This is a genomic window from Bifidobacterium minimum (genome assembly GCF_000741645.1).
Lineage (GTDB): Bacteria > Actinomycetota > Actinomycetes > Actinomycetales > Bifidobacteriaceae > Bifidobacterium > Bifidobacterium minimum.
Genome location: NZ_JGZD01000009.1, coordinates 559028 through 576389 on the forward strand (window position 1 = coordinate 559028; position 17362 = coordinate 576389).

A 17362-nucleotide genomic window follows, 5' to 3' on the forward strand; every position below is an offset into this window, starting at 1 on the left:
GTCTGTCTCTCGTTCCATGCCATGGTCCGCGCGTGGCGCGTCGTCCCCGCGAACGCCCTGCGGGGGAGGCCGGACTCGTCTGGTAGGAGAGTCCGCGCTGTGTCGTCTCCGGTCTCTTTCCGATCGTCCTGAGCCTTATCGCGGTGGTTCCGGTTCCTGCGGTGGTTCCGGTGATCTACGGTCCGTTCCGCAGCCGCATGACGGCGTTTCCGCGTCTCCGTCTCCCGTCCACGCGACTTCCTGTCCTTTGGCTTCCCGTCCTACATCGTCGTGCGACGAGACGGTGCTGCGCATATCCGGTGTTCCTGAAGCGGCCTGTGACTCGCGTTCGTCGTCCGATCTCGTGGCGGCTTCCATGCATGGCATGGCGGGCATTCGCGGCGTATCCCCGCCTGACGTGTCGTTGCGTGATGCCGCGCCGCGCGGGGACGCCCTCCGCGGAGCATCCCCACATGATCCTCCCTCCGATCCGCGGCGCCGTCCGTATAGGGGCTTTGGACCCGTTCAGGCGGTTGCGGTCATGATGGTTCTATTGTGCGCGTTTTCCGCCAGTGTGACGATGCTTGTCACGAGATCGGTGAATACCGCGGCCACGAGCTCCGTCGCCCGGTCGGCATCCCCTATGTCCCCCAGTGCCGCGGGCGAAGAGGAGAGCCGGAATTCACCGCAGACGATCGAGACCCAGCCTGTTGCGACCCAGAATCCACAGAACCATACCGAGGAGGGTGAGAACGAATCGGAGCCGTCCCCGACGGCGGAACCGCTTGATCTCAACAGCGCCGATGAATCGGATCTGGATGCCCTACCGGGTGTGGGACCCGTGTTGGCGGGACGGATCATGGATCATCGACGTTCCGTAGGACGATTCGACTCCGTTGACCAACTTCGCGATGTTTCCGGTATCGGAGCGAAGACAATGGAGCGGTTGAGACCGCTGGTGAAAGTGTCGTGAGCGTCATGGGTGTCGTGGGTGCCCTGATTCGGAGTGGCGGAGACGATCCCATCGCCATGGCTCCGGTGACCGGGGATGGGTCCGTCGGCCACCGGAGCGCCGTCGGTGGGATGGAACGGAGCCGTCGGCGGTCTCCGTGGCGGAGCTGGGATATGCGGATGGTGCTGGTGGCGTCGGCGACGTGGGCCGTCTCGCTTTGCACGCATCTGGTCGGATCCCTGATATCGCAGCGGTGGCCGGTCGGCGCGTGGACGGGGACGTTGATATGGGTGTCGACTGCGGTGGCCCTCGCCGTATCGGGGATACTGGTGATGTCGATTTTGCACGCCCGCCCCTTCCTCGCGCCGACGGTGGCTCTTGTGGTCGTCGTTGTGATGCTGTCGGCGCTTACCACGCTCATGCAGGATGTCGACAGAGCCCTGTCAGCCGGCGCGCTTCTTTCTCCGGGTCGATCCCGTATCGACCCGGTGAGAATGACGTTCACTGGTCTTGTGGAGGTCTCGTCATCGCGCGGGGCTGATTGCCAGGTCGCGGTCATGGTCCGTGGCGCCGGGTCGTCGTCGACGTACCGGCGGATGGCTCTGCCCGCCCTGGCGTTCGGCGATGACGCGGCATGCGAGCGCATGGCGTCCGGGGCGACGGTCGATGCCGTCGTTGATGCGCGGGCCTCGCCTCTGGGCGGCGATGAGCCGTGGCTGACTATGGAGAACGCGGATTCGATCGTCGTCATCGCTGAGCCATCCGGATTCGCGCGATGGAAGGCGGCCCTGTATGACGACTTCTTCGGCGTGTGCCAGCGTCTTTCCGATCAGGGGAGGATGCTGGTTCCCGGTCTCTCCCTGGGGTTACTGGGTGCTGAAAGATATGACGCCGATGATCAGGGGGCGCTCGACCTAGCGTACGTCGATTATGTCCGGGAGGGATTCTCCCATGCGGGCATCATGCATCTGATGGCGGTTTCTGGCGGTCATTTCATACTCATCACGGGGGCAATACATGGCGTATGCCGTCGCGTGCGCTCGCCTCGATGGCTGACGGGACTGATCTCGGCCGTGGGATGTGCGGTTCTGGCCGCCGTCATGGCCCCCTCCGATTCGGTGGCCCGGGCGCTGATCATGGGGGTGTGGTCCAGTGGCTGGATGGTTCTTGGCCGTCGCCCTCGAAGCCTGGTGGCGCTGTCATGGACGGTGATCATCTCCATCATCGTGGATCCCTCGATGTCGAGAAGCTATGGATTCTCCTTGTCCTGCGCCGCCGTTCTCGGCATCGTCCTATTCGCCGACGGATGGCGGGAACGCCTGGCGTCCGTGATGGGGAAGTCAATCTCCGCGGCGCTGTCGATGACGCTGGCCGCGCAGATGGCGACCGCTCCGATACAGGTTCTTCTGGAGCCGGAGATTCCTCTGATGGCGCCTATCGCCAATCTGATCGTTGCGCCGATCGTCGGCGTATCGACCATCGCGGGGCTGACGGCGTTCGCGTTGTCGCCGGTTCTTCCTCTGCTCGCATATTGGTGTGCGGTTGCAGCGTCATGGGGAACCGCGGTGATGGAGGCGGCGGCGACATCGTCCTTGTCCGTCCCGCATTCCATCCTTCCATGGCTTCCGTCCCCGTGGGGATCGGCGGCCTTGGTGCTCACTTACGTCGTGGTCGCCGTCATGGCCGCTGCCTGGCGTGGAAGGGCCGCGCGGCGGCGGGCCATGAGCGGTCCGGGACGTGCGTTCCACCGTTCCCCGTTATCGCGCTTGCGTCGATGGACGACGGAGACGAAGAATATCGTGGAACGATTGTGGTAGTCCGGGTTGTGCAGTCCGGGTTGTGGATTTGTCCACCGATGACGGGACATTGAGGATTATGGCACGACAGGCGACGGTACCGATGACCATAGTCATCGGGAAGGATGACTATCTGGCCTCCCGGTCGATCAGGGAGTGTCGTGAAAAGGCTCTGCGCGTGCACCCGGATGCGGAACTGGTGGACGTGGATGCTGCGTCCGACGACCGCTACGCGTTCGAGGAAGCCGTGGGGCCCTCGCTGTTCAGTAGCGTGTCCATCGTGACGGTATCGAATCTGGCCTACGCCGATGAGGGGCTGCGTGATTCGATGGTGGACTTCTGCAGGTCCGCGCGCGGTGGCACGGATGGTCGGCGGGACTCCGAATCCGTGGTCATCGCCCGACATGATGGGGGAGCCAAGGGGCGCGGAGTCGTCAACGCGCTTGTCAAGGCCGGGGCGGTCAAAGTGGCGGTTCCTGATCTGACCAAGCCCGAGGCGCAGCTGAACTTCGTTCTGCGATGCTTTGAGCGACGCCGCAAGCGCGTGACGCCGGAGGCGGCCCAGCAGCTGGTCGCGGTGCTGGGAGACTCGGTCGGCGAACTCGCCGCCATGTGCGAGCAGTTGTGTGATGATTTTCCCTGCGATCCCCTCGGCGTGGACACGGTGTCCGATTATCTGACGGCGAACCCTCGGATGACCGGATTCGCCGTCGCGGACAAGGCGATGTCGGGGAACGCCGGTCTGGCGGTGTCCGCGGCGCGTGATGCCGTGGCGCAGGGAGTCCAGCCATTGGCGCTCATCGGAGCTTTGGCCATGACGTTGAGGACCATGGCGAAGGTCTCGGCGATCCGGGAGGGCACCCTGTCCGCTTCCGAGGCCGGGTTGCGGCCATGGGCCGTGACCAAGGCGACGCGGCAGCTGCGCGGATGGACCTCGGAGGGGATGTGCCGGTGCGTGCGACTTCTGGCCGACGCCGACGAAGCAGCCAAAGGTGGCGCGGGGGATCCGATGTATGCTCTGGAACGGTCGGTTATCGCAATCGCCGCGCGCGGCAGGGAGGATGTCGGTGGCCATGCCAGTATTTGAGCGCATACCGGACAGGGGGTCGTCGGTCGGACGCGCGTTCGGGTCGGTCGTATTCGCCGATTCCTCCGCATCAGGAGGATCCGGTCCTTCCATCCCGTCGGATTCGTCCACCCTGCACGATGATCCATCATCCAGGCCTTCCGTCCCGTCTTGCCTGTCCGTCCCGTCCGATTCGTCCGTCCCGTCTTCCCTTTCCGATGCCCTCGTGGTGACGGTTCGGACGGCGGATGGGATGAGAAGGCTCGGCGGACTGATCTCGTCGATATGCCGAGGAGGGGACGTGGTCCTTCTATCGGGACCTTTGGGATCGGGCAAGACGACCTTCGCCCAGGGGTTCGCGCACGGGTTGGGCGTCACGTCCCCGGTCGTGTCTCCGACGTTCACCATCGCCCGCGAGATGTCGGGACGCTTCACCGATGGGAATCCTGCCCATCTGGTGCATGTGGACGCCTACCGCATGGGGGGCGATGGATTCGCTCCGGGGCAGGACGCCTCCGATCGTCTGCTGGACGAACTGGAGTCGCTGGGTCTGGACGAGGAGATCGAGTCGCCTTCGGGGGGCACCGTGGTTCTCATGGAATGGGGCGAGCAGATGGCCGTGGCCCTGGCTCCCGTCCGACTTGAGGTGCACATCGACAGGTCGGTGGCGGAACGTTCTGCGCACGACGATGACGAGATCAGCGCGGACGGGCCGCGGGTCGTATCCATCATCGCGGTCGGAGGCTCATGGAAGGAGCGGATGTCAGCGATGCGTGCGGGGAACGGTGGCGTGTATGGTGTAGCCGGTGCGCTTCGTGAGTCTGGAACCGTTCGTCTGCGCGGGACCACCGAAGCGGGAACGCCGGGAATCTCTGGGATGACTGGAACCTCTGGAACGACGGGAATGGCTGGATCGACGCGATGACGATGGATGTGAAACCGATGAGAATGACGGGCGATCGCCATCGGACCTTGGTGGTGGACACCGCTTTCGGATCCACCGTCGGAGTGGTGGGCTGCGAGCCCGTCATCGAGCGGGACTCCCGAGGCCATGTCGAAAGGCTGATGCCCGACATCAGCCGCGCGCTCGCGGCGGCGGGAATGTACGTCTCCGATCTGTCCCGCATCGTGGTGGGGGTGGGGCCCGCTCCCTACACGGGATTGCGCGTGGGCATCGTCACCGCCAAATCCTTGGCCTACGCCACCGGAGCGGAGATCATCGGCGTCGATGACCTCACGCCGCAGGCTCTTCTGACCGGATGCCTGCGACGGAAGGATCCGCGACTGCCATCCCTGGACGTTCGGACCCGCCGTCCACGGAGCGTCATGGGCGAGGCGCGTCGCGACGATCTGATCCATCTCACGCTGGCCGTGAACGACGCGCGACGTCGTCAGCTGTACTTCCTTCTCATGGACGAAAACGGCGACCCGCTGCCCTCCGGGCACGCTGCCGCTCATGCGGACGCTTCGACGGCCATGGGAATCGACTATCCGGATACCATCGTCGACCGGGTCAACAGTCGGATCGAGACGCTGCGTGAGGCCACCGGCCGCGACTATGCCGTCGATGTGGCGGGCCGCGGCGCGGCGCGCTACGACGGTGTGTGGGACGGACTCTCCTCGCCGGGGCTGGTCACCGATGCGATGCTTCTCGATTCGGGAGCCGTGGGACTGGAACTCATGGAGGAGGCCGCGGCCGATCGGGGCGACCACGGTCGGATCCCCGTGGAGCCTCTGTATCTGCGCCGTCCCGACGTCTCCGTTCCCCATCCCCTCAAGCAGGTTCTCGGGTCGGGGCCCGCCAGAGGCGTCGCCCGATGATCGTCACGCAGGAACGCTACGGCCATGATCGGGCATGCGCGGCCATCGCCGGCATGGAGCCGCGGATATTCGGCCCGGATGCCTGGACGCCGTCCATGGTCGAGCAGGAGCTGGAGGCCCCGGCCCGCACCTATGCGCTTGACGTCGTCGATCCCGTTGCTCGAGATGGCACTGGGGATGGTGTCGGGAACGCCGATGAGGGTTCCGGCGGCGGTGTCGTCCGTGGCTACGCGGGGTTCTGGTATGACGGGGACGACGCCGAGCTTATGACCGTTGGCGTCGCAGACGCCTATCGCCGTCAGGGCGTCGCGACAAGGCTTCTCGGCTGGCTTATAGCCGAGGCCCGCAGACAGGGCGCCCGGCGCATGCTGCTGGAGGTGAGGGTCGACAATGATCCCGCCATCGCGCTGTATCGACGGTTCGGCTTCACCATGCTGGGGCGTCGGCGGGGATACTACCAGCCGGCGGGCGTGGACGCCTACACCATGTCCTGCGACCTACGACGACACGGTGATTCGCAACAAACTCGTGACCCACGCCGAACGGAGTCCGCGGCGGCCCGGATCGGCGCCACGTATAACCAAGGAGACGAGAGATGAGCGGTCCCACGGTTCTGGGCATCGAATCCACATGCGACGAGACGGCGGCCGCCGTGATATCCGGACGGGATCTGGCGTCGAACGTGGTCGCGTCGTCCATGGACGAACATGCGCGATACGGCGGCGTCATACCGGAGATAGCCTCGCGCGCCCATGCCGAGGCCTTCGTCCCCGTCGTGTCGAAGGCTTTGGCGGACGCCGGCATGACCATTGACGACGTCGACGCCATCGCCGTGTCCGCAGGGCCGGGATTGGCGGGATGCCTCGCCGTCGGGGTGTCCGGAGCCAAGGCGCTCGCCGTGGCCGCGGACAAGCCCATCTATGGCATCAACCACGTCATAGGGCATATAGCCGTCACGCAGCTTCAATTCGGCGATTTTCCATCGGACGCGCTGGCTCTGATCGTCTCGGGCGGCCACACGTCGCTTCTGCATGTCGCGGACGTGGCCAGACATGTCGACGTCGTGGGGACGACGCTCGACGACGCCGCGGGCGAGTGCTTCGACAAGGTGGCGCGATTGCTGGGATTCCCCTATCCCGGTGGTCCCCACATCGACAGACATGCCCGGCTCGGCGACCCCCATGCGGTCAGGGTGCCCCAGGGACTGACGCAGGGCAGGGCCGGTCATGAGCATCCCTATGATTTCAGCTTCTCGGGGGTGAAAACCGCCGTCGCCCGATGGGTGGAGGGACGCATGGCCGACGGGAAGGACGTCCCGGTCGACGACGTGTGCGCGTCGCTGGCGGAATCGGTGTCGACGGTCCTTGCAACCAAGGCCATCCGCGGCTGTCTGGCGGAGGGGTCGGACACCCTCATCGTGGGCGGGGGGTTTTCCGCCAATTCGCAGCTGCGTGAGAAACTGATCGAGGTCGGGGCCCGCAATGGCGTCGAGGTCCGCATCCCACGCATCGATCTGTGCACGGATAACGGCGCGATGGTGGCGATGCTGGGGGTCAACCTCGTCGAGGCGGGGATCCGGCCATCCGCTCCGGATTTCCCCATAGATTCATCCATGCCGCTGACCACCATCAGCGTGTGAGAGCGGCCGTCGCGGCAGAGTCGTGCACGGTTGGAGATCGGCGGCGTGCCGACGGAGCGGCGGAATCAATGCGACACGCACAACGGTCCGGCGTCTTGCGAAAATCCGGGAGACGTATAGAATCTAATTCTTGTGCGCGGTAGTCAATTGCCTCGCATAACGCATTCCTGCGTAGCTCAGTTGGCAGAGCATCCGACTGTTAATCGGACGGTCACTGGTTCAAGCCCAGTCGCAGGAGCCATGAGAAGCCCCACGGTCACAGCGACCGCGGGGCTTGTTGTTTCCCATATGCGGCAATACGATCTATGCGGCAGTACTATTCGTCCGGAACATGCTTGCGCGGCGATATGTGGTAGACATCCGGAGGATTCGCGTGGATGAGGGATGTCGTAATCGGGGTTGCACTGGCATGAAACGCCGGTACGAAAGGCTTTTTTGCGGGATCCGCCACGGTCGCAGTGTTATGGCCATCGAGAAGGCACATGGTTTCGGATTTCAGGTAAGCTCCGGCAACGCCGCAAGACGCAGGCCTGATGGCAGGGCTTCCTCGTGGGTGGACGGTGCTATCATCGCGCGCATGACGGCTTTGTCGGGATCGGGATGGCGGTCCACCCGACGGCTCCTGCTGATGTTCGGTGCAGGGGCCGTCGGCGGTGCCGTGTCGTTGTTGCTCAGGGTAGATGTCGCCGTGTCTCTGGTGATCGCGTGGATCGTGGCGTGCGCCACCTATCTGCTGTGGGTGTGGCTGCGCGTGGGTCATCTGGATGCGCAGGCCACGCAGGCCGATGCCCAGGATGAGGAGCCGAGCCGTACCACCGCCGATCTGCTGCTGATTCTGTCGAGCCTCGCTTCGGTGGGCGCCGTGATTCTCGTGATGCTCAGGGTCCGTGACAAAAGCGATTCGGTGAGCATCGCGGGACTGCTGACGTTGCTGAGTCTGATGCTGACCTGGGCGCTGATTCACACGTTGTATACCTTGCGCTACGCGAGTATGTACTACGCCGAGCCTGTCGGCGGCATCGACTTCAACGGCGACGAGCCTCCGCGATACGCCGATTTCGCCTATGTGGCCTTCACGATGGGCATGACCTATCAGGTGGCCGACACCAGTCTGACCACGGGTGCGATGCGTCGTGTCGCGCTGGGACATACGCTTCTCGCGTTCCTCTTCACTACGTTGCTGTTGAGCGCGACCATCAACCTCCTTGCGGGGCTGCTGATCTGATGCTGCTGATCTGAATGATCCTGAGCGGGCTATGCCTGTGGCTGGTCTACGCCACCGTGGGAATTCTCACGCAGATGCTTCCGGGGTTGATGGCGGGTTACTGGATGGTGTCCTCGATATCCGTGGGCGAACTGGCCGCGGCGCTGCAGCGCATGCGCGTCCCTCTTTCCGTCACCGTTCCGCTGACCGTGATGTTCAGATTCTTTCCGACCGCCGTTTCCCAGCGGCGTGCCATCCGTGACGCGATGTCGATGCGTGGAGTGCGCTGGGGAGGGGGGAAGGCCGTCCAGATGGTCGAATACCGCGTCATCCCATTGATGGCCGGTGCCATCCGCTCGGCGGACGAGCTTTCCCCAGGCCGCGGTCACCCGTGGTCTGGGGTCGGGTCGGAGCCGTACGAGCATCGCGCGCATCGGATTCTCCGCGTATGACGCCGTCGTTCTCGTCGCCTGCGCGTCATGTTATGCATGCTGGCTTCTGTCGACCATGGGGGCGCTGTGATGGGCCTGAGGATGCCGGATCCGGCCGTGGAGCTGGATCACGTGTCGTTCCTGTACGACGTGGGGGAGGAGCGGCACAGGAGGAGTCGATGATGTGAGCACGGTCATTCCGCGGGGGCAGGTTGTCCTTATCTGCGGTGATTCCGGCTGTGGTAAGACCACGGTGACCCGGCTTATCAATGGTCTGGCGCCGCACTATTTCGAGGGGAACCTCACCGGAACCGTGAGGGTCTGCGGTCTGAGCGTTGCCGACAGCCCCCTGACCGAGCTTTCCCGGGATGTGGGATCGGTTTTTCAGAATCCCGACAGTCAGTTTCTTGCCCTTGACGTCGAAGGCGAGCTTGCCTTCGGATGCGAGAATTACGAGATGGATCCCTCCGAGATCCGTCGGCGGATTTCCGCGGCGGAGAGGGATTTCCGATTGGTCGGTCTGCGCGGACGGTCGGTACGTTCCCTGAGCGGCGGGCAGAAGCAGACCCTGGCGTGCGCCGGCGTGGCGTGCGTCGACCCCGAGATCATGGTTCTTGATGAGCCCAGCAGCAATCTGGATGCCAGAGCCATCGAAAGACTACGCGGGATCATCGCGATGTGGCGCGCCCGCGGGAAAACCGTCGTAATAGCGGAGCATCGACTGTACTGGCTGAATGGTTTGGTGGATCGCGTGGCCCATATGACGATGGGTCGCGTCGACTATGAGATGGACGGGGAGGAATTCTTCTCGATGGAGGATGGGCGTCGGCGGGAATGGGGCTTCGCCCGCTGACGGTGGAGCAGATCGTTTCGGATGCGGGCGTCCAAGGCTCCCGTGGGCGTGCCGCGCATACGGGACCCCATCCAACCCCCGTCGCAGGTTTCAGGACGTCGAATGCGAGCTGTTCGCGCAGTCGGCGCTTGATGAGGTGATGCTCGCGCAGCCGGTGGAGGACGAGGAGGCCGCCCTGCGGATCCTTGACGTGGTGGATTTGGGGGATTGCCACGAACGTCACCCCCTGTCGCTGTCCGGCGGGCAGAAGCAGCGCGTCGTCTGCGGCATCCGCAATCTTCCGGATGCGGCGGGGGCGTCGCGCGGACGCTGGTGCCGGTGCCGATAGCGGTATCGATGCCGGTATCGGTCGCGGATCCCTTCCGCGTGTCATATATTAACTAGGTTAATATATCAACTTAGGAAATATATGAGGACGATCATACCGCTCCATCCTGCGTGTCCACCGTTCCGTGTCCACCATGGGAATGCAGCTACGGGGCGGAATCGGTCGTTCTGGTCAGCAGGGGGTCGTCGTGGAATCCTTGTCATCCGGGCCGTCTCAAGAGAGCTCCGAGTACACCCGCTCGCGCGTGGTGGCCCTTCTTCATTCGCACGGCGTCAGTTCGCGGGCGGCCATCGCTCGGTCGCTGGATCTCACTCCCGCCGCGGTCACCAAAGTGGTGTCCAGGCTTTTGAATGAGGGCGTGGTCGAGGAGACCGGCGGCATCGAGGGTCGTGGCGGCCGCCGTTCCATCGGCGTGCGGATCGATGGGACGCGATTCCACGTCATCGGCGTCAAGTTCGCCCGAAGCCTTGTCCGGATCGGCGTGTTCGATCTTGACGGGCGTCCTCTGTCCATGGAGGATCTTCCCACCGTCACGGAGGACACCATCGCCGAGACGATCTCGTCGATCCGTCGTCGGATACATGCGCTTCTCCGAGCGGATGACTCGATACGTGCGGTGGGAATGGCGGTTCCGGGGCCTTATCTCCGTGAGGTCGGACGCACCGCGGTCGTGTCGTCGATGCAGGGATGGCGGAGCGTCAACTTCCTCCATGAATTCTCCGGTAGGTTCCCCGTTCAGGTCTTCGTCGAGCAGGACGCCCGAGCCGGCGTCCTCGCGCATCATCTGTTCGATCCCGAGTCCCAGACCCCGGACCTCGCCTACTATCTGCTTGGCGAGGGCGTGGGCTTGGGGGTGCTCGACGCGGATCGTCTCATCAACGGTCAGCAGGGCGCGGCGACCGAGATCGGCCATGTCAGTGTCGACGTCAACGGGCGGCCCTGTGAATGCGGGAACGTCGGATGTCTTGAGCAGTATTGCTCGGCCGTTGCCATCCACCGTGAGGTCGTGGAACGGGGGATGGTGCCCGGTGCGCGGGATATGAGCCATGCGCAGGCCTGCGAGGCGGTTTTTGAGAGCGCTCGATCCGGGGAAGCCGACGCCGTCGAGCTTGTTCGGCGAATAGGCCGGTACGTCGGATACGGCTGCGTGACGATCATCAACTCCTACAATCCGCGACGGATCGTGATCGGCGACATCGTCGCCGGGGGCGGAGAGATTTTGCTCGATTCCGTGCGTGACGTCGTCGAGAGCCGTGCCATTCCCGAGGTCAGGGACGAGACCGAAATCGTTCTGTCCACCATGTCTCCGGACGCGGCGGTGACCGGCGCCGCGGCGGTGGCCATCCAGCACCTTATCGATCGTCCTTCCCTGCTCGTCGGTTCGGGGAAGGCAACGGAGCATCCGGTCGCCTGATCGTCGAGGCGGCTGCATCGCATCCGTCGCATCGCATCCGTCGCATCAAGAAATACCGCATCAAGAAAGGAACGATCATCATGACAAAGCCCATAGTCGTCGCATTGGGGGAGCTTCTCTGGGACAGGCTTCCCTCCGGCAAGCGCGCCGGCGGAGCGCCGGTGAACTTCGCCTACCACGCGACCATGAACGGAGCCGACGGATACGCCATCAGCGCGGTCGGCGAGGACGCCCTGGGGGATGAACTCGTAGGTGAAACACAGAAGGCTGGCATCACCTCGATCATCCAGCGGAACGCCTGGCCCACCGGGACCGTAGACGTCACGCTTCGGGAGGGAATCCCCGAATACGTCATCCGCAGGGGCGTGGCATGGGATCATCTTCTTCTCACCCGTGAGCTGATCGATGTCGTGGAGAGGGCCGACGCCCTGTGCTTCGGTTCTCTGGCGCTGCGCTCTCCGGAGACCCATGACACCATCATCGAGCTGCTGCGGCACTCCCGTCGGGACGCCATGCGCTTCTTCGACATCAACCTCCGAAGCGACTACTACTCGCAGGAGCTGATTACCGAACTTCTGGGATACGCTACGGTTCTTAAGCTCAATGACGACGAACTTCTTCTTCTACGGGACATGTTCTCGATCCATGCAGAGTCCGACGCCGAATCCTGCCGGTGGCTTCTGGCGCGATTCGATCTCGACTATGTGATCCTCACGGCGGGATCGGATTTCAGCATGGTCACCGCGCGTGACGGTGAGACGTCCACCATCGCCACGCCCCATGTGGAGGTCGTGGACACGGTTGGTGCGGGGGATTCGTTCTCCGGGACCTTCACGGCCCGTATCCTTTCGGGCGCCTCGCTATCACAGGCGCATCGGGACGCGGTGAACGTCGCTGCCTTCGTCTGCACAGGCAGCGGGGCATGGCCGGAGTATCCCACAGCCATTCCTGACTATCTGGAGGCTTCGCGCAAGTAGGCGATTGCGCGCGCCGCTTAACGGTCCGCGCGCGTGTCGCTCCGTGCGGGACGCCCCTGAACGGCGGATCCGCACGGAACCATGGGCATCGGTATTGGCCGGGTGTTGAACAACTCGTAACATGGCTTTATTAGTTTTAATCACAATTCGCGGCCGTGTGGTCGTGCCGATCGTATGAGGTTGTGGCTCGTTGCGTGTCCGATTTTCCCGGGGGCGCAGGGGGAACGATGGCAGTCCGCGGTTTCGAGGTCCCGAAGGAAGAAGAAAACATGGTTTCCAGAATTTCGAACACCGTCATTGAGCCCGATGCGGACGCCGTCTGCGCGAGGAGCGATGCCCCTCTGGTGGAGCTGCGTCACGTCGACAAGCATTTCGGCGATCTTCACGTCCTTCGGGACATCAACCTCACCGTCCGCAAGGGCGAGGTCCTGGTGATCCTGGGACCGTCCGGTTCGGGGAAATCCACGTTGTGCCGCACGATCAACAGGCTTGAGCCCATCGATTCCGGCGAGATCATCATCGACGGGCAGCCGCTTCCGGAGGAGGGGAAGGATCTTACGCGGCTTCGCGCCGAGGTCGGCATGGTCTTTCAGTCGTTCAATCTTTTCGCGCATAAATCCATCGTCGACAACGTCACCCTTGCGCCGCGAAAGGTCAGGCATATGTCCAAGGAAGACGCGACAGCGGAGGCGATGCGGCTTCTTGCCAGCGTCGGCGTCGCCGATCAGGCCGCCAAGATGCCCGCACAGCTTTCCGGCGGCCAGCAGCAGAGGGTCGCCATCGCGCGTTCCCTGGCGATGCATCCCAAGGTCATGCTGTTCGATGAACCCACCAGCGCGCTTGATCCGGAGATGATCAGCGAGGTTCTCGACGTCATGGTCGACCTTGCCCATCAGGGCATGACGATGATCGTCGTCACCCATGAGATGGGCTTCGCGCGTCAGGCGGCCGATCGCGTCGTGTTCATGGCGGATGGACAGATCGTGGAGCAGGGGACGCCTTCGGAGTTCTTCGACCATACGACGACGGACAGGGCGAAGGAGTTCCTTGGAAAGATTCTTGCGCACTAAGTGTGGTGCGCGGGGTCCGTGGTGACGCTCGGGAGCCGCGGCATGTATGCGCGGTCGGGCGTCCTGGCCTCTGACTGATGGCCACACGGTTCACATCACGAAGTACGAGAGAGGGAGCACACAATGGCAAGGTTCCACACGAGATCCATGATGGCGGCCGTATTGGCCGTGGCGTTGTCCGGCTCATTGTCGGCATGCGGAGGGACGTCGCAATCCTCGGACGGGGATGGTAAGCGCATCACGATAGGCATTAAATTCGACCAGCCGGGACTGGGATTCAAACAGGGAAGCTCATACACGGGTCTTGATACGGACGTGGCCCGATACGTCGCGAAAAAGCTTGGATACTCGGAGGATCAGATCGTCTGGAAGGAGGCCCCCTCCAAACAGCGCGAGGCCCTGATCCAGAACGGGGACGTTGACATGGTCGTCGCCACGTACACGATGAACAAGGCACGCTCCAAGGTGATCGATTTCGCCGGTCCGTATTTCGTCGCCGCGCAGGATCTTCTGGTCCGGTCGGACGAGACGGGGATCACCGGGCCCAAGAGCCTTGACGGCAAGAAGCTGTGTTCCGTCACCGGCTCGAATTCCGCGCAGAGGATCAAGCAGGATTATTCCAGTAAGGTCCAGCTTATGGAACAGTCGGGCTATGCCGAGTGCGTGACGGCGTTGATCTCCGGAACGGTTGACGCCGTCACCACCGACGACGTCATCCTGGCGGGGCTCGCCTCCGCCAAGGGCAACGGGCAGCTCAAGGTTCTGGGGACGCCCTTCTCCAAGGAGCCGTATGGCATTGGAATCAAGAAGGGTGATACCTCCATGGTCTCCAAGGTCAATAAGGCCATCGAGGATATGATCTCCGACGGCTCATGGAAGAAGGCCGTCGACAGCGCCACCAAGGGAACGGGGTACACACCCAATTCGGAGTTCAACCCTCCGACGAAGATCGGGGACTCCAGCTGGATCCAGGATCTGTGACGAGCCTGAGGATGACGGAACGTGAATCGCCGATCGTCCGGAATCCCCCGCACGCCGGTGGCCGCGGGGGCGGACGAGATGTCGGCCGCATAAGTGGATGAGAGGTTGTGATGTCGGATTTCATCGGTTTGTTCTCCCAATACGATGTGATCGGCGCGTTCCGCGTCAACATCGAATTGACGTTATGGAGCTCTCTCTTCTCGTTCCTCTGGGGTGTCGTGCTGGTCATGTTCCGCATCTCACCGGTGTCCTCGCTGCGGTCATTCTCGTCGGGGTACGTGGAGCTTTTCAAGAACATACCGCTTACCATCATCATGGTGTTCATGGTCCTTGGAGTATTTGGGCAGCTCAAGTTCCAGTTCTCCGACAATTTCGACACCAACTTCTTCTGGCTCGCGGTCGCGGGGCTGTCGTTGTACACGTCGGCGTTCGTCTGCGAATCGCTCCGGTCCGGGATCAACACGGTCCCGGTGGGACAGGCCGAGGCCGCACGATCCCTCGGTCTGGGGTTCTTCTCGTCGGCCGCCATCATCATTCTTCCGCAGGCCCTTCGCGGATCGGTCGCCCCTTTGGGCAATACCCTGATCGGTCTGATCAAAAACACGACAGTGGCGGCCGCGGCATCGGTGGCGACGGAGACGTCCAGCCTGATGAGCACCATGATCGAGTTCAACGCCAATCTGGTGGTGGGAATATTTCTTATGTTCGCCATGGGATACGTGATCATCATCATCCCGGTCGGACTCGTGACCACATGGCTGTCGCGGAGATTGGCGGTGAAACGATGAGCGCGAATCGGCGGAAGGCGTCCGCGGATCATGACGGAAAGGGGAGGAAGGGCTCCGAAGTGGGAGAGACTCTTCTTTTCGATGTCCCCGGGCCTCGAGGTCGGCGGCATATCAGGATTGCGAACGTCATCGGAGTCATCCTTCTGGTGACCCTGGTAATCGCCGTTCTCCATCGCTTGGCCAATCCGCCGCAGGGACAGAATCAGTTGAGCTGGGAGCTCTGGCGTCCGGCGCTTGACTGGACGGCATGGCGGGATTTCTATCTTCCCGGCCTGTGGTCCACGGTGTCGGCCTCGTTCTTCGCCGTTCTGGGGGCATTGCTTTTCGGTGTTCTCTTCGGTATGGGAAGGCTTTCCCGTCATGCCGTGATTCGTTGGTTCAGTTCGGTCGTCGTCGAATTCTGCAGGGCCGTTCCCGTGCTGATGTTCATGATCTTCCTCTGGCGGTGGTTCGCCTTCGCCGATCTCGGCGGGAACGTGGCGTTCTACGCGGTGGTTCTGGCCCTGGTTCTGTACAATGGCTCGGTTATCGCCGAACTGGTGAGATCCGGGGTCGTGAACCTGCCACATGGTCAGCGTGAGGCGGCGAGATCATTGGGGATGGGACCGTTGCGGTCGTTGCTCAGCGTGGAAGTCCCTCAGGCGATATTGTCGATGCTTCCCGCATTGATCAGTCAGATCGTCATCGTTCTCAAGGACACCGCGTTGGGGTATATCATCACCTACACGGATCTTCTTCAGGAGTCACGGCGTCTGGGATCGATGTATTTCAACATCCTGCAGACGCTGCTGGTGGCTGCGGCGCTGTATTTCGTCCTGTGCCTCTGTCTTACCAGGTTCTCGCAGTGGTTGCCCCGGCATATCCGAGTGATGTCCCCGGCGCCGGGCGATGAGTGATCGACGGATGTGTTGCGGGGCACGTGTTGCGGGGCCGCCGCATGGACGTGCTACGGGGTCGGCGCGTCAGATCCGTGGGTTCCTCTGATCCATCCCGATTGCTTTGCGTGCTCCCCGTGATCCCATGATGATCCGGACGACCGTCTGGTCAGGTTCGGTGGGAAGCCATCCGTCTCTTGGCCGTGGGCCGGCCTTCGACCACAGTCTCCCGGCCATTTGCAGCATGTGCCGGCATCCGGCACCATCATGGATGATGGGTGCGCGGTCATGGGGAGACTCATGCTTTTGACGTCTCGCGTTCCTGATGCCTCATGCCCTTGACGATGCCTCATCATTGGGAGCTCATCATTGGAAGCTCATCGATGGGGTAGGGGAGTTGGAAGGGGAGCGGGTAGGGGGGAACGTCGGACGAGCCTGCGATCGCGAGAACCACGGCGTAGACGGGGAAGACCTGGACGATGGGCGGATTCATCGTTTCGCTCTCATCCGTTTCGCTCCGATCTACGCGGCTCTCCGGCGAAGGATCCGTACCGGAGTCGCGTCACGCGCGCAGTCGGGACGCTTCTTTCCGTCGTCGCGGCGGCGGGGCTCGCCTTGGCGACGCCTACGAGTGATGTCCTTGCCCGGGATTCCTGCATGAGGCCGTCCGTCACGACGGCGGCCGTCACGACGACGAAGGATGGATCCGGGTGCGCGTTGATGTCGATGCCGTTGGCGAATCCACGCGTGACCGCCCCGTTCAGTGCTCCTGAGGCCGCATGGGCGCCGGGGCACCGGGGCATCGATCTGACCGCAGGGGAGGGGGATCTCATCTACTCCCCGGACGACGGCGTCGTAAGCTTCGTCGGTCGCGTGGCGGGAAAGAACGTGCTGAGTGTACGGCACGCGCTCGTGGTGTCATCGTTCGAGCCTGCGACATCGGATCTGAAGGTCGGCGATGTCGTGGCCCGCGGGCAGCGCATCGGCGTGGTCTCAGTGGGCTCGGATCATTGCGACGGTCGGTGCCTCCACTGGGGGCTGCGAGCGCGTGACGGGAACCGGTACGTCGATCCCCGGATATGGACGGAAACGGGCCCCATCGTTCTTAAGCCCGTTATATCCGCGAATCAAGGTGGGTAGACTTGAGGGCAGTGTCCTCCACATCCGATGGGGGTTCATCAGAGCAGG

Annotated in this window: 18 protein-coding genes, 1 tRNA gene and 2 pseudogenes; 19 read left to right on the forward strand and 2 right to left on the reverse strand. The window is 63.1% G+C overall.

Annotation, left to right across the window (positions count from 1 at the left end; translation table 11 throughout):
• Positions 1-504: 504 nt before the first annotated feature.
• Positions 505-840: a hypothetical protein gene (locus BMIN_RS08995; RefSeq protein WP_238565634.1), complete on the reverse strand. Its 336-nt coding sequence runs from the start codon at positions 838-840 to the stop codon at positions 505-507.
• Here BMIN_RS08995 and BMIN_RS09195 point away from each other — a divergent pair.
• From BMIN_RS09195 to BMIN_RS06170, 18 genes and pseudogenes are all read left to right on the forward strand, one after another.
• Entirely contained in the window at positions 812-952 is a 141-nt protein-coding gene (locus BMIN_RS09195; RefSeq protein ID WP_420796718.1) for a ComEA family DNA-binding protein, read from the forward strand. The genes BMIN_RS08995 and BMIN_RS09195 overlap by 29 nt on opposite strands.
• 152 nt (positions 953-1104) lie before the next feature.
• On the forward strand, positions 1105-2748 hold the full coding sequence (locus tag BMIN_RS08095; protein ID WP_162138747.1) for a ComEC/Rec2 family competence protein: 1644 nt from the start codon (positions 1105-1107) through the stop codon (positions 2746-2748).
• A gap of 58 nt (positions 2749-2806) precedes the next feature.
• A complete protein-coding gene (gene holA, locus BMIN_RS06095; RefSeq protein WP_026647317.1) occupies positions 2807-3814 on the forward strand; it encodes a DNA polymerase III subunit delta in 1008 nt (335 codons plus the stop codon).
• Positions 3815-4046: 232 nt separating this feature from the next.
• Positions 4047-4544 (forward strand): annotated as a pseudogene (gene tsaE / locus BMIN_RS06100) (tRNA (adenosine(37)-N6)-threonylcarbamoyltransferase complex ATPase subunit type 1 TsaE); the annotation flags it as partial.
• A gap of 191 nt (positions 4545-4735) precedes the next feature.
• Complete coding sequence (tsaB, locus tag BMIN_RS06105; protein WP_026647318.1) at positions 4736-5614, forward strand: tRNA (adenosine(37)-N6)-threonylcarbamoyltransferase complex dimerization subunit type 1 TsaB; 879 nt, start codon at positions 4736-4738, stop codon at positions 5612-5614.
• Positions 5611-6213, forward strand: coding sequence for a ribosomal protein S18-alanine N-acetyltransferase (gene rimI / locus BMIN_RS06110; protein WP_022860602.1), 603 nt, complete (start codon positions 5611-5613; stop codon positions 6211-6213). The genes tsaB and rimI overlap by 4 nt, the downstream gene beginning before the upstream one ends.
• Positions 6210-7253, forward strand: a complete 1044-nt coding sequence (gene tsaD, locus BMIN_RS06115) for a tRNA (adenosine(37)-N6)-threonylcarbamoyltransferase complex transferase subunit TsaD (protein WP_022860603.1) — start codon at positions 6210-6212, stop codon at positions 7251-7253. The genes rimI and tsaD overlap by 4 nt, the downstream gene beginning before the upstream one ends.
• 165 nt (positions 7254-7418) lie before the next feature.
• Positions 7419-7494, forward strand: a tRNA-Asn gene (locus BMIN_RS06120).
• A gap of 222 nt (positions 7495-7716) precedes the next feature.
• Positions 7717-8478 (forward strand): DUF1345 domain-containing protein, encoded by a 762-nt coding sequence (locus tag BMIN_RS06125; RefSeq protein WP_022860604.1) that lies wholly within the window; start codon positions 7717-7719, stop codon positions 8476-8478.
• A gap of 14 nt (positions 8479-8492) precedes the next feature.
• On the forward strand, positions 8493-8909 hold the full coding sequence (locus BMIN_RS06130; RefSeq protein ID WP_051913499.1) for an energy-coupling factor transporter transmembrane component T: 417 nt from the start codon (positions 8493-8495) through the stop codon (positions 8907-8909).
• Between the two features lie 163 nt (positions 8910-9072).
• Complete coding sequence (locus BMIN_RS06135; protein ID WP_051913500.1) at positions 9073-9741, forward strand: ABC transporter ATP-binding protein; 669 nt, start codon at positions 9073-9075, stop codon at positions 9739-9741.
• Between the two features lie 139 nt (positions 9742-9880).
• A complete protein-coding gene (locus tag BMIN_RS08620) occupies positions 9881-10069 on the forward strand; it encodes a hypothetical protein (protein WP_051126219.1) in 189 nt (62 codons plus the stop codon).
• Positions 10070-10208: 139 nt separating this feature from the next.
• Positions 10209-11483 carry an ROK family transcriptional regulator gene (locus tag BMIN_RS06145; protein ID WP_022860606.1) on the forward strand — a complete coding sequence of 425 codons (1275 nt, stop codon included), beginning with the start codon at positions 10209-10211 and terminating at the stop codon, positions 11481-11483.
• Positions 11484-11563: 80 nt separating this feature from the next.
• On the forward strand, positions 11564-12460 hold the full coding sequence (locus BMIN_RS06150; RefSeq protein WP_022860607.1) for a carbohydrate kinase family protein: 897 nt from the start codon (positions 11564-11566) through the stop codon (positions 12458-12460).
• A 269-nt stretch (positions 12461-12729) separates the two neighbouring features.
• The gene (locus BMIN_RS06155) at positions 12730-13530 is read left to right on the forward strand and encodes an amino acid ABC transporter ATP-binding protein (protein ID WP_022860608.1); all 801 of its coding nucleotides are present in this window, start codon (positions 12730-12732) and stop codon (positions 13528-13530) included.
• A 147-nt stretch (positions 13531-13677) separates the two neighbouring features.
• Positions 13678-14511: a glutamate ABC transporter substrate-binding protein gene (locus BMIN_RS06160; protein WP_022860609.1), complete on the forward strand. Its 834-nt coding sequence runs from the start codon at positions 13678-13680 to the stop codon at positions 14509-14511.
• 110 nt (positions 14512-14621) lie between these two features.
• Entirely contained in the window at positions 14622-15299 is a 678-nt protein-coding gene (locus BMIN_RS06165) for an amino acid ABC transporter permease (protein ID WP_022860610.1), read from the forward strand.
• A pseudogene (locus tag BMIN_RS06170) lies at positions 15296-16183 on the forward strand (amino acid ABC transporter permease); the annotation flags it as partial. The gene BMIN_RS06165 and the pseudogene BMIN_RS06170, both read left to right, overlap by 4 nt.
• A 343-nt stretch (positions 16184-16526) precedes the next feature.
• Here the strand turns inward: BMIN_RS06170 and BMIN_RS08625 are convergent.
• Entirely contained in the window at positions 16527-16667 is a 141-nt protein-coding gene (locus BMIN_RS08625) for a hypothetical protein (protein ID WP_155522360.1), read from the reverse strand.
• 164 nt (positions 16668-16831) lie between these two features.
• Between BMIN_RS08625 and BMIN_RS06175 the strand changes: the two genes are divergently transcribed.
• The gene (locus BMIN_RS06175; protein ID WP_051126220.1) at positions 16832-17314 is read left to right on the forward strand and encodes a M23 family metallopeptidase; all 483 of its coding nucleotides are present in this window, start codon (positions 16832-16834) and stop codon (positions 17312-17314) included.
• Positions 17315-17362: the final 48 nt, after the last annotated feature.

Excerpts from the sequence above, each read along its gene's own strand:
- holA (WP_026647317.1), top strand. The coding sequence starts at position 2,807 with ATGGCACGACAGGCGACGGTACCGATGACCATAGTCATCGGGAAGGAT.
- BMIN_RS06145 (WP_022860606.1), top strand. The coding sequence starts at position 10,209 with ATGCAGCTACGGGGCGGAATCGGTCGTTCTGGTCAGCAGGGGGTCGTC.
- BMIN_RS06165 (WP_022860610.1), top strand. The coding sequence starts at position 14,622 with ATGTCGGATTTCATCGGTTTGTTCTCCCAATACGATGTGATCGGCGCG.
- rimI (WP_022860602.1), top strand. The coding sequence starts at position 5,611 with ATGATCGTCACGCAGGAACGCTACGGCCATGATCGGGCATGCGCGGCC.
- BMIN_RS06150 (WP_022860607.1), top strand. The coding sequence starts at position 11,564 with ATGACAAAGCCCATAGTCGTCGCATTGGGGGAGCTTCTCTGGGACAGG.
- BMIN_RS08095 (WP_162138747.1), top strand. The coding sequence starts at position 1,105 with ATGCGGATGGTGCTGGTGGCGTCGGCGACGTGGGCCGTCTCGCTTTGC.
- BMIN_RS06160 (WP_022860609.1), top strand. The coding sequence starts at position 13,678 with ATGATGGCGGCCGTATTGGCCGTGGCGTTGTCCGGCTCATTGTCGGCA.
- BMIN_RS06175 (WP_051126220.1), top strand. The coding sequence starts at position 16,832 with ATGAGGCCGTCCGTCACGACGGCGGCCGTCACGACGACGAAGGATGGA.
- tsaB (WP_026647318.1), top strand. The coding sequence starts at position 4,736 with ATGAGAATGACGGGCGATCGCCATCGGACCTTGGTGGTGGACACCGCT.
- BMIN_RS08620 (WP_051126219.1), top strand. The coding sequence starts at position 9,881 with ATGCTCGCGCAGCCGGTGGAGGACGAGGAGGCCGCCCTGCGGATCCTT.
- tsaD (WP_022860603.1), top strand. The coding sequence starts at position 6,210 with ATGAGCGGTCCCACGGTTCTGGGCATCGAATCCACATGCGACGAGACG.
- BMIN_RS06125 (WP_022860604.1), top strand. The coding sequence starts at position 7,717 with ATGGCCATCGAGAAGGCACATGGTTTCGGATTTCAGGTAAGCTCCGGC.
- BMIN_RS08995 (WP_238565634.1), bottom strand. The coding sequence starts at position 840 with ATGATCCGTCCCGCCAACACGGGTCCCACACCCGGTAGGGCATCCAGA.
- BMIN_RS08625 (WP_155522360.1), bottom strand. The coding sequence starts at position 16,667 with ATGAATCCGCCCATCGTCCAGGTCTTCCCCGTCTACGCCGTGGTTCTC.
- BMIN_RS06130 (WP_051913499.1), top strand. The coding sequence starts at position 8,493 with ATGATCCTGAGCGGGCTATGCCTGTGGCTGGTCTACGCCACCGTGGGA.
- BMIN_RS06155 (WP_022860608.1), top strand. The coding sequence starts at position 12,730 with ATGGTTTCCAGAATTTCGAACACCGTCATTGAGCCCGATGCGGACGCC.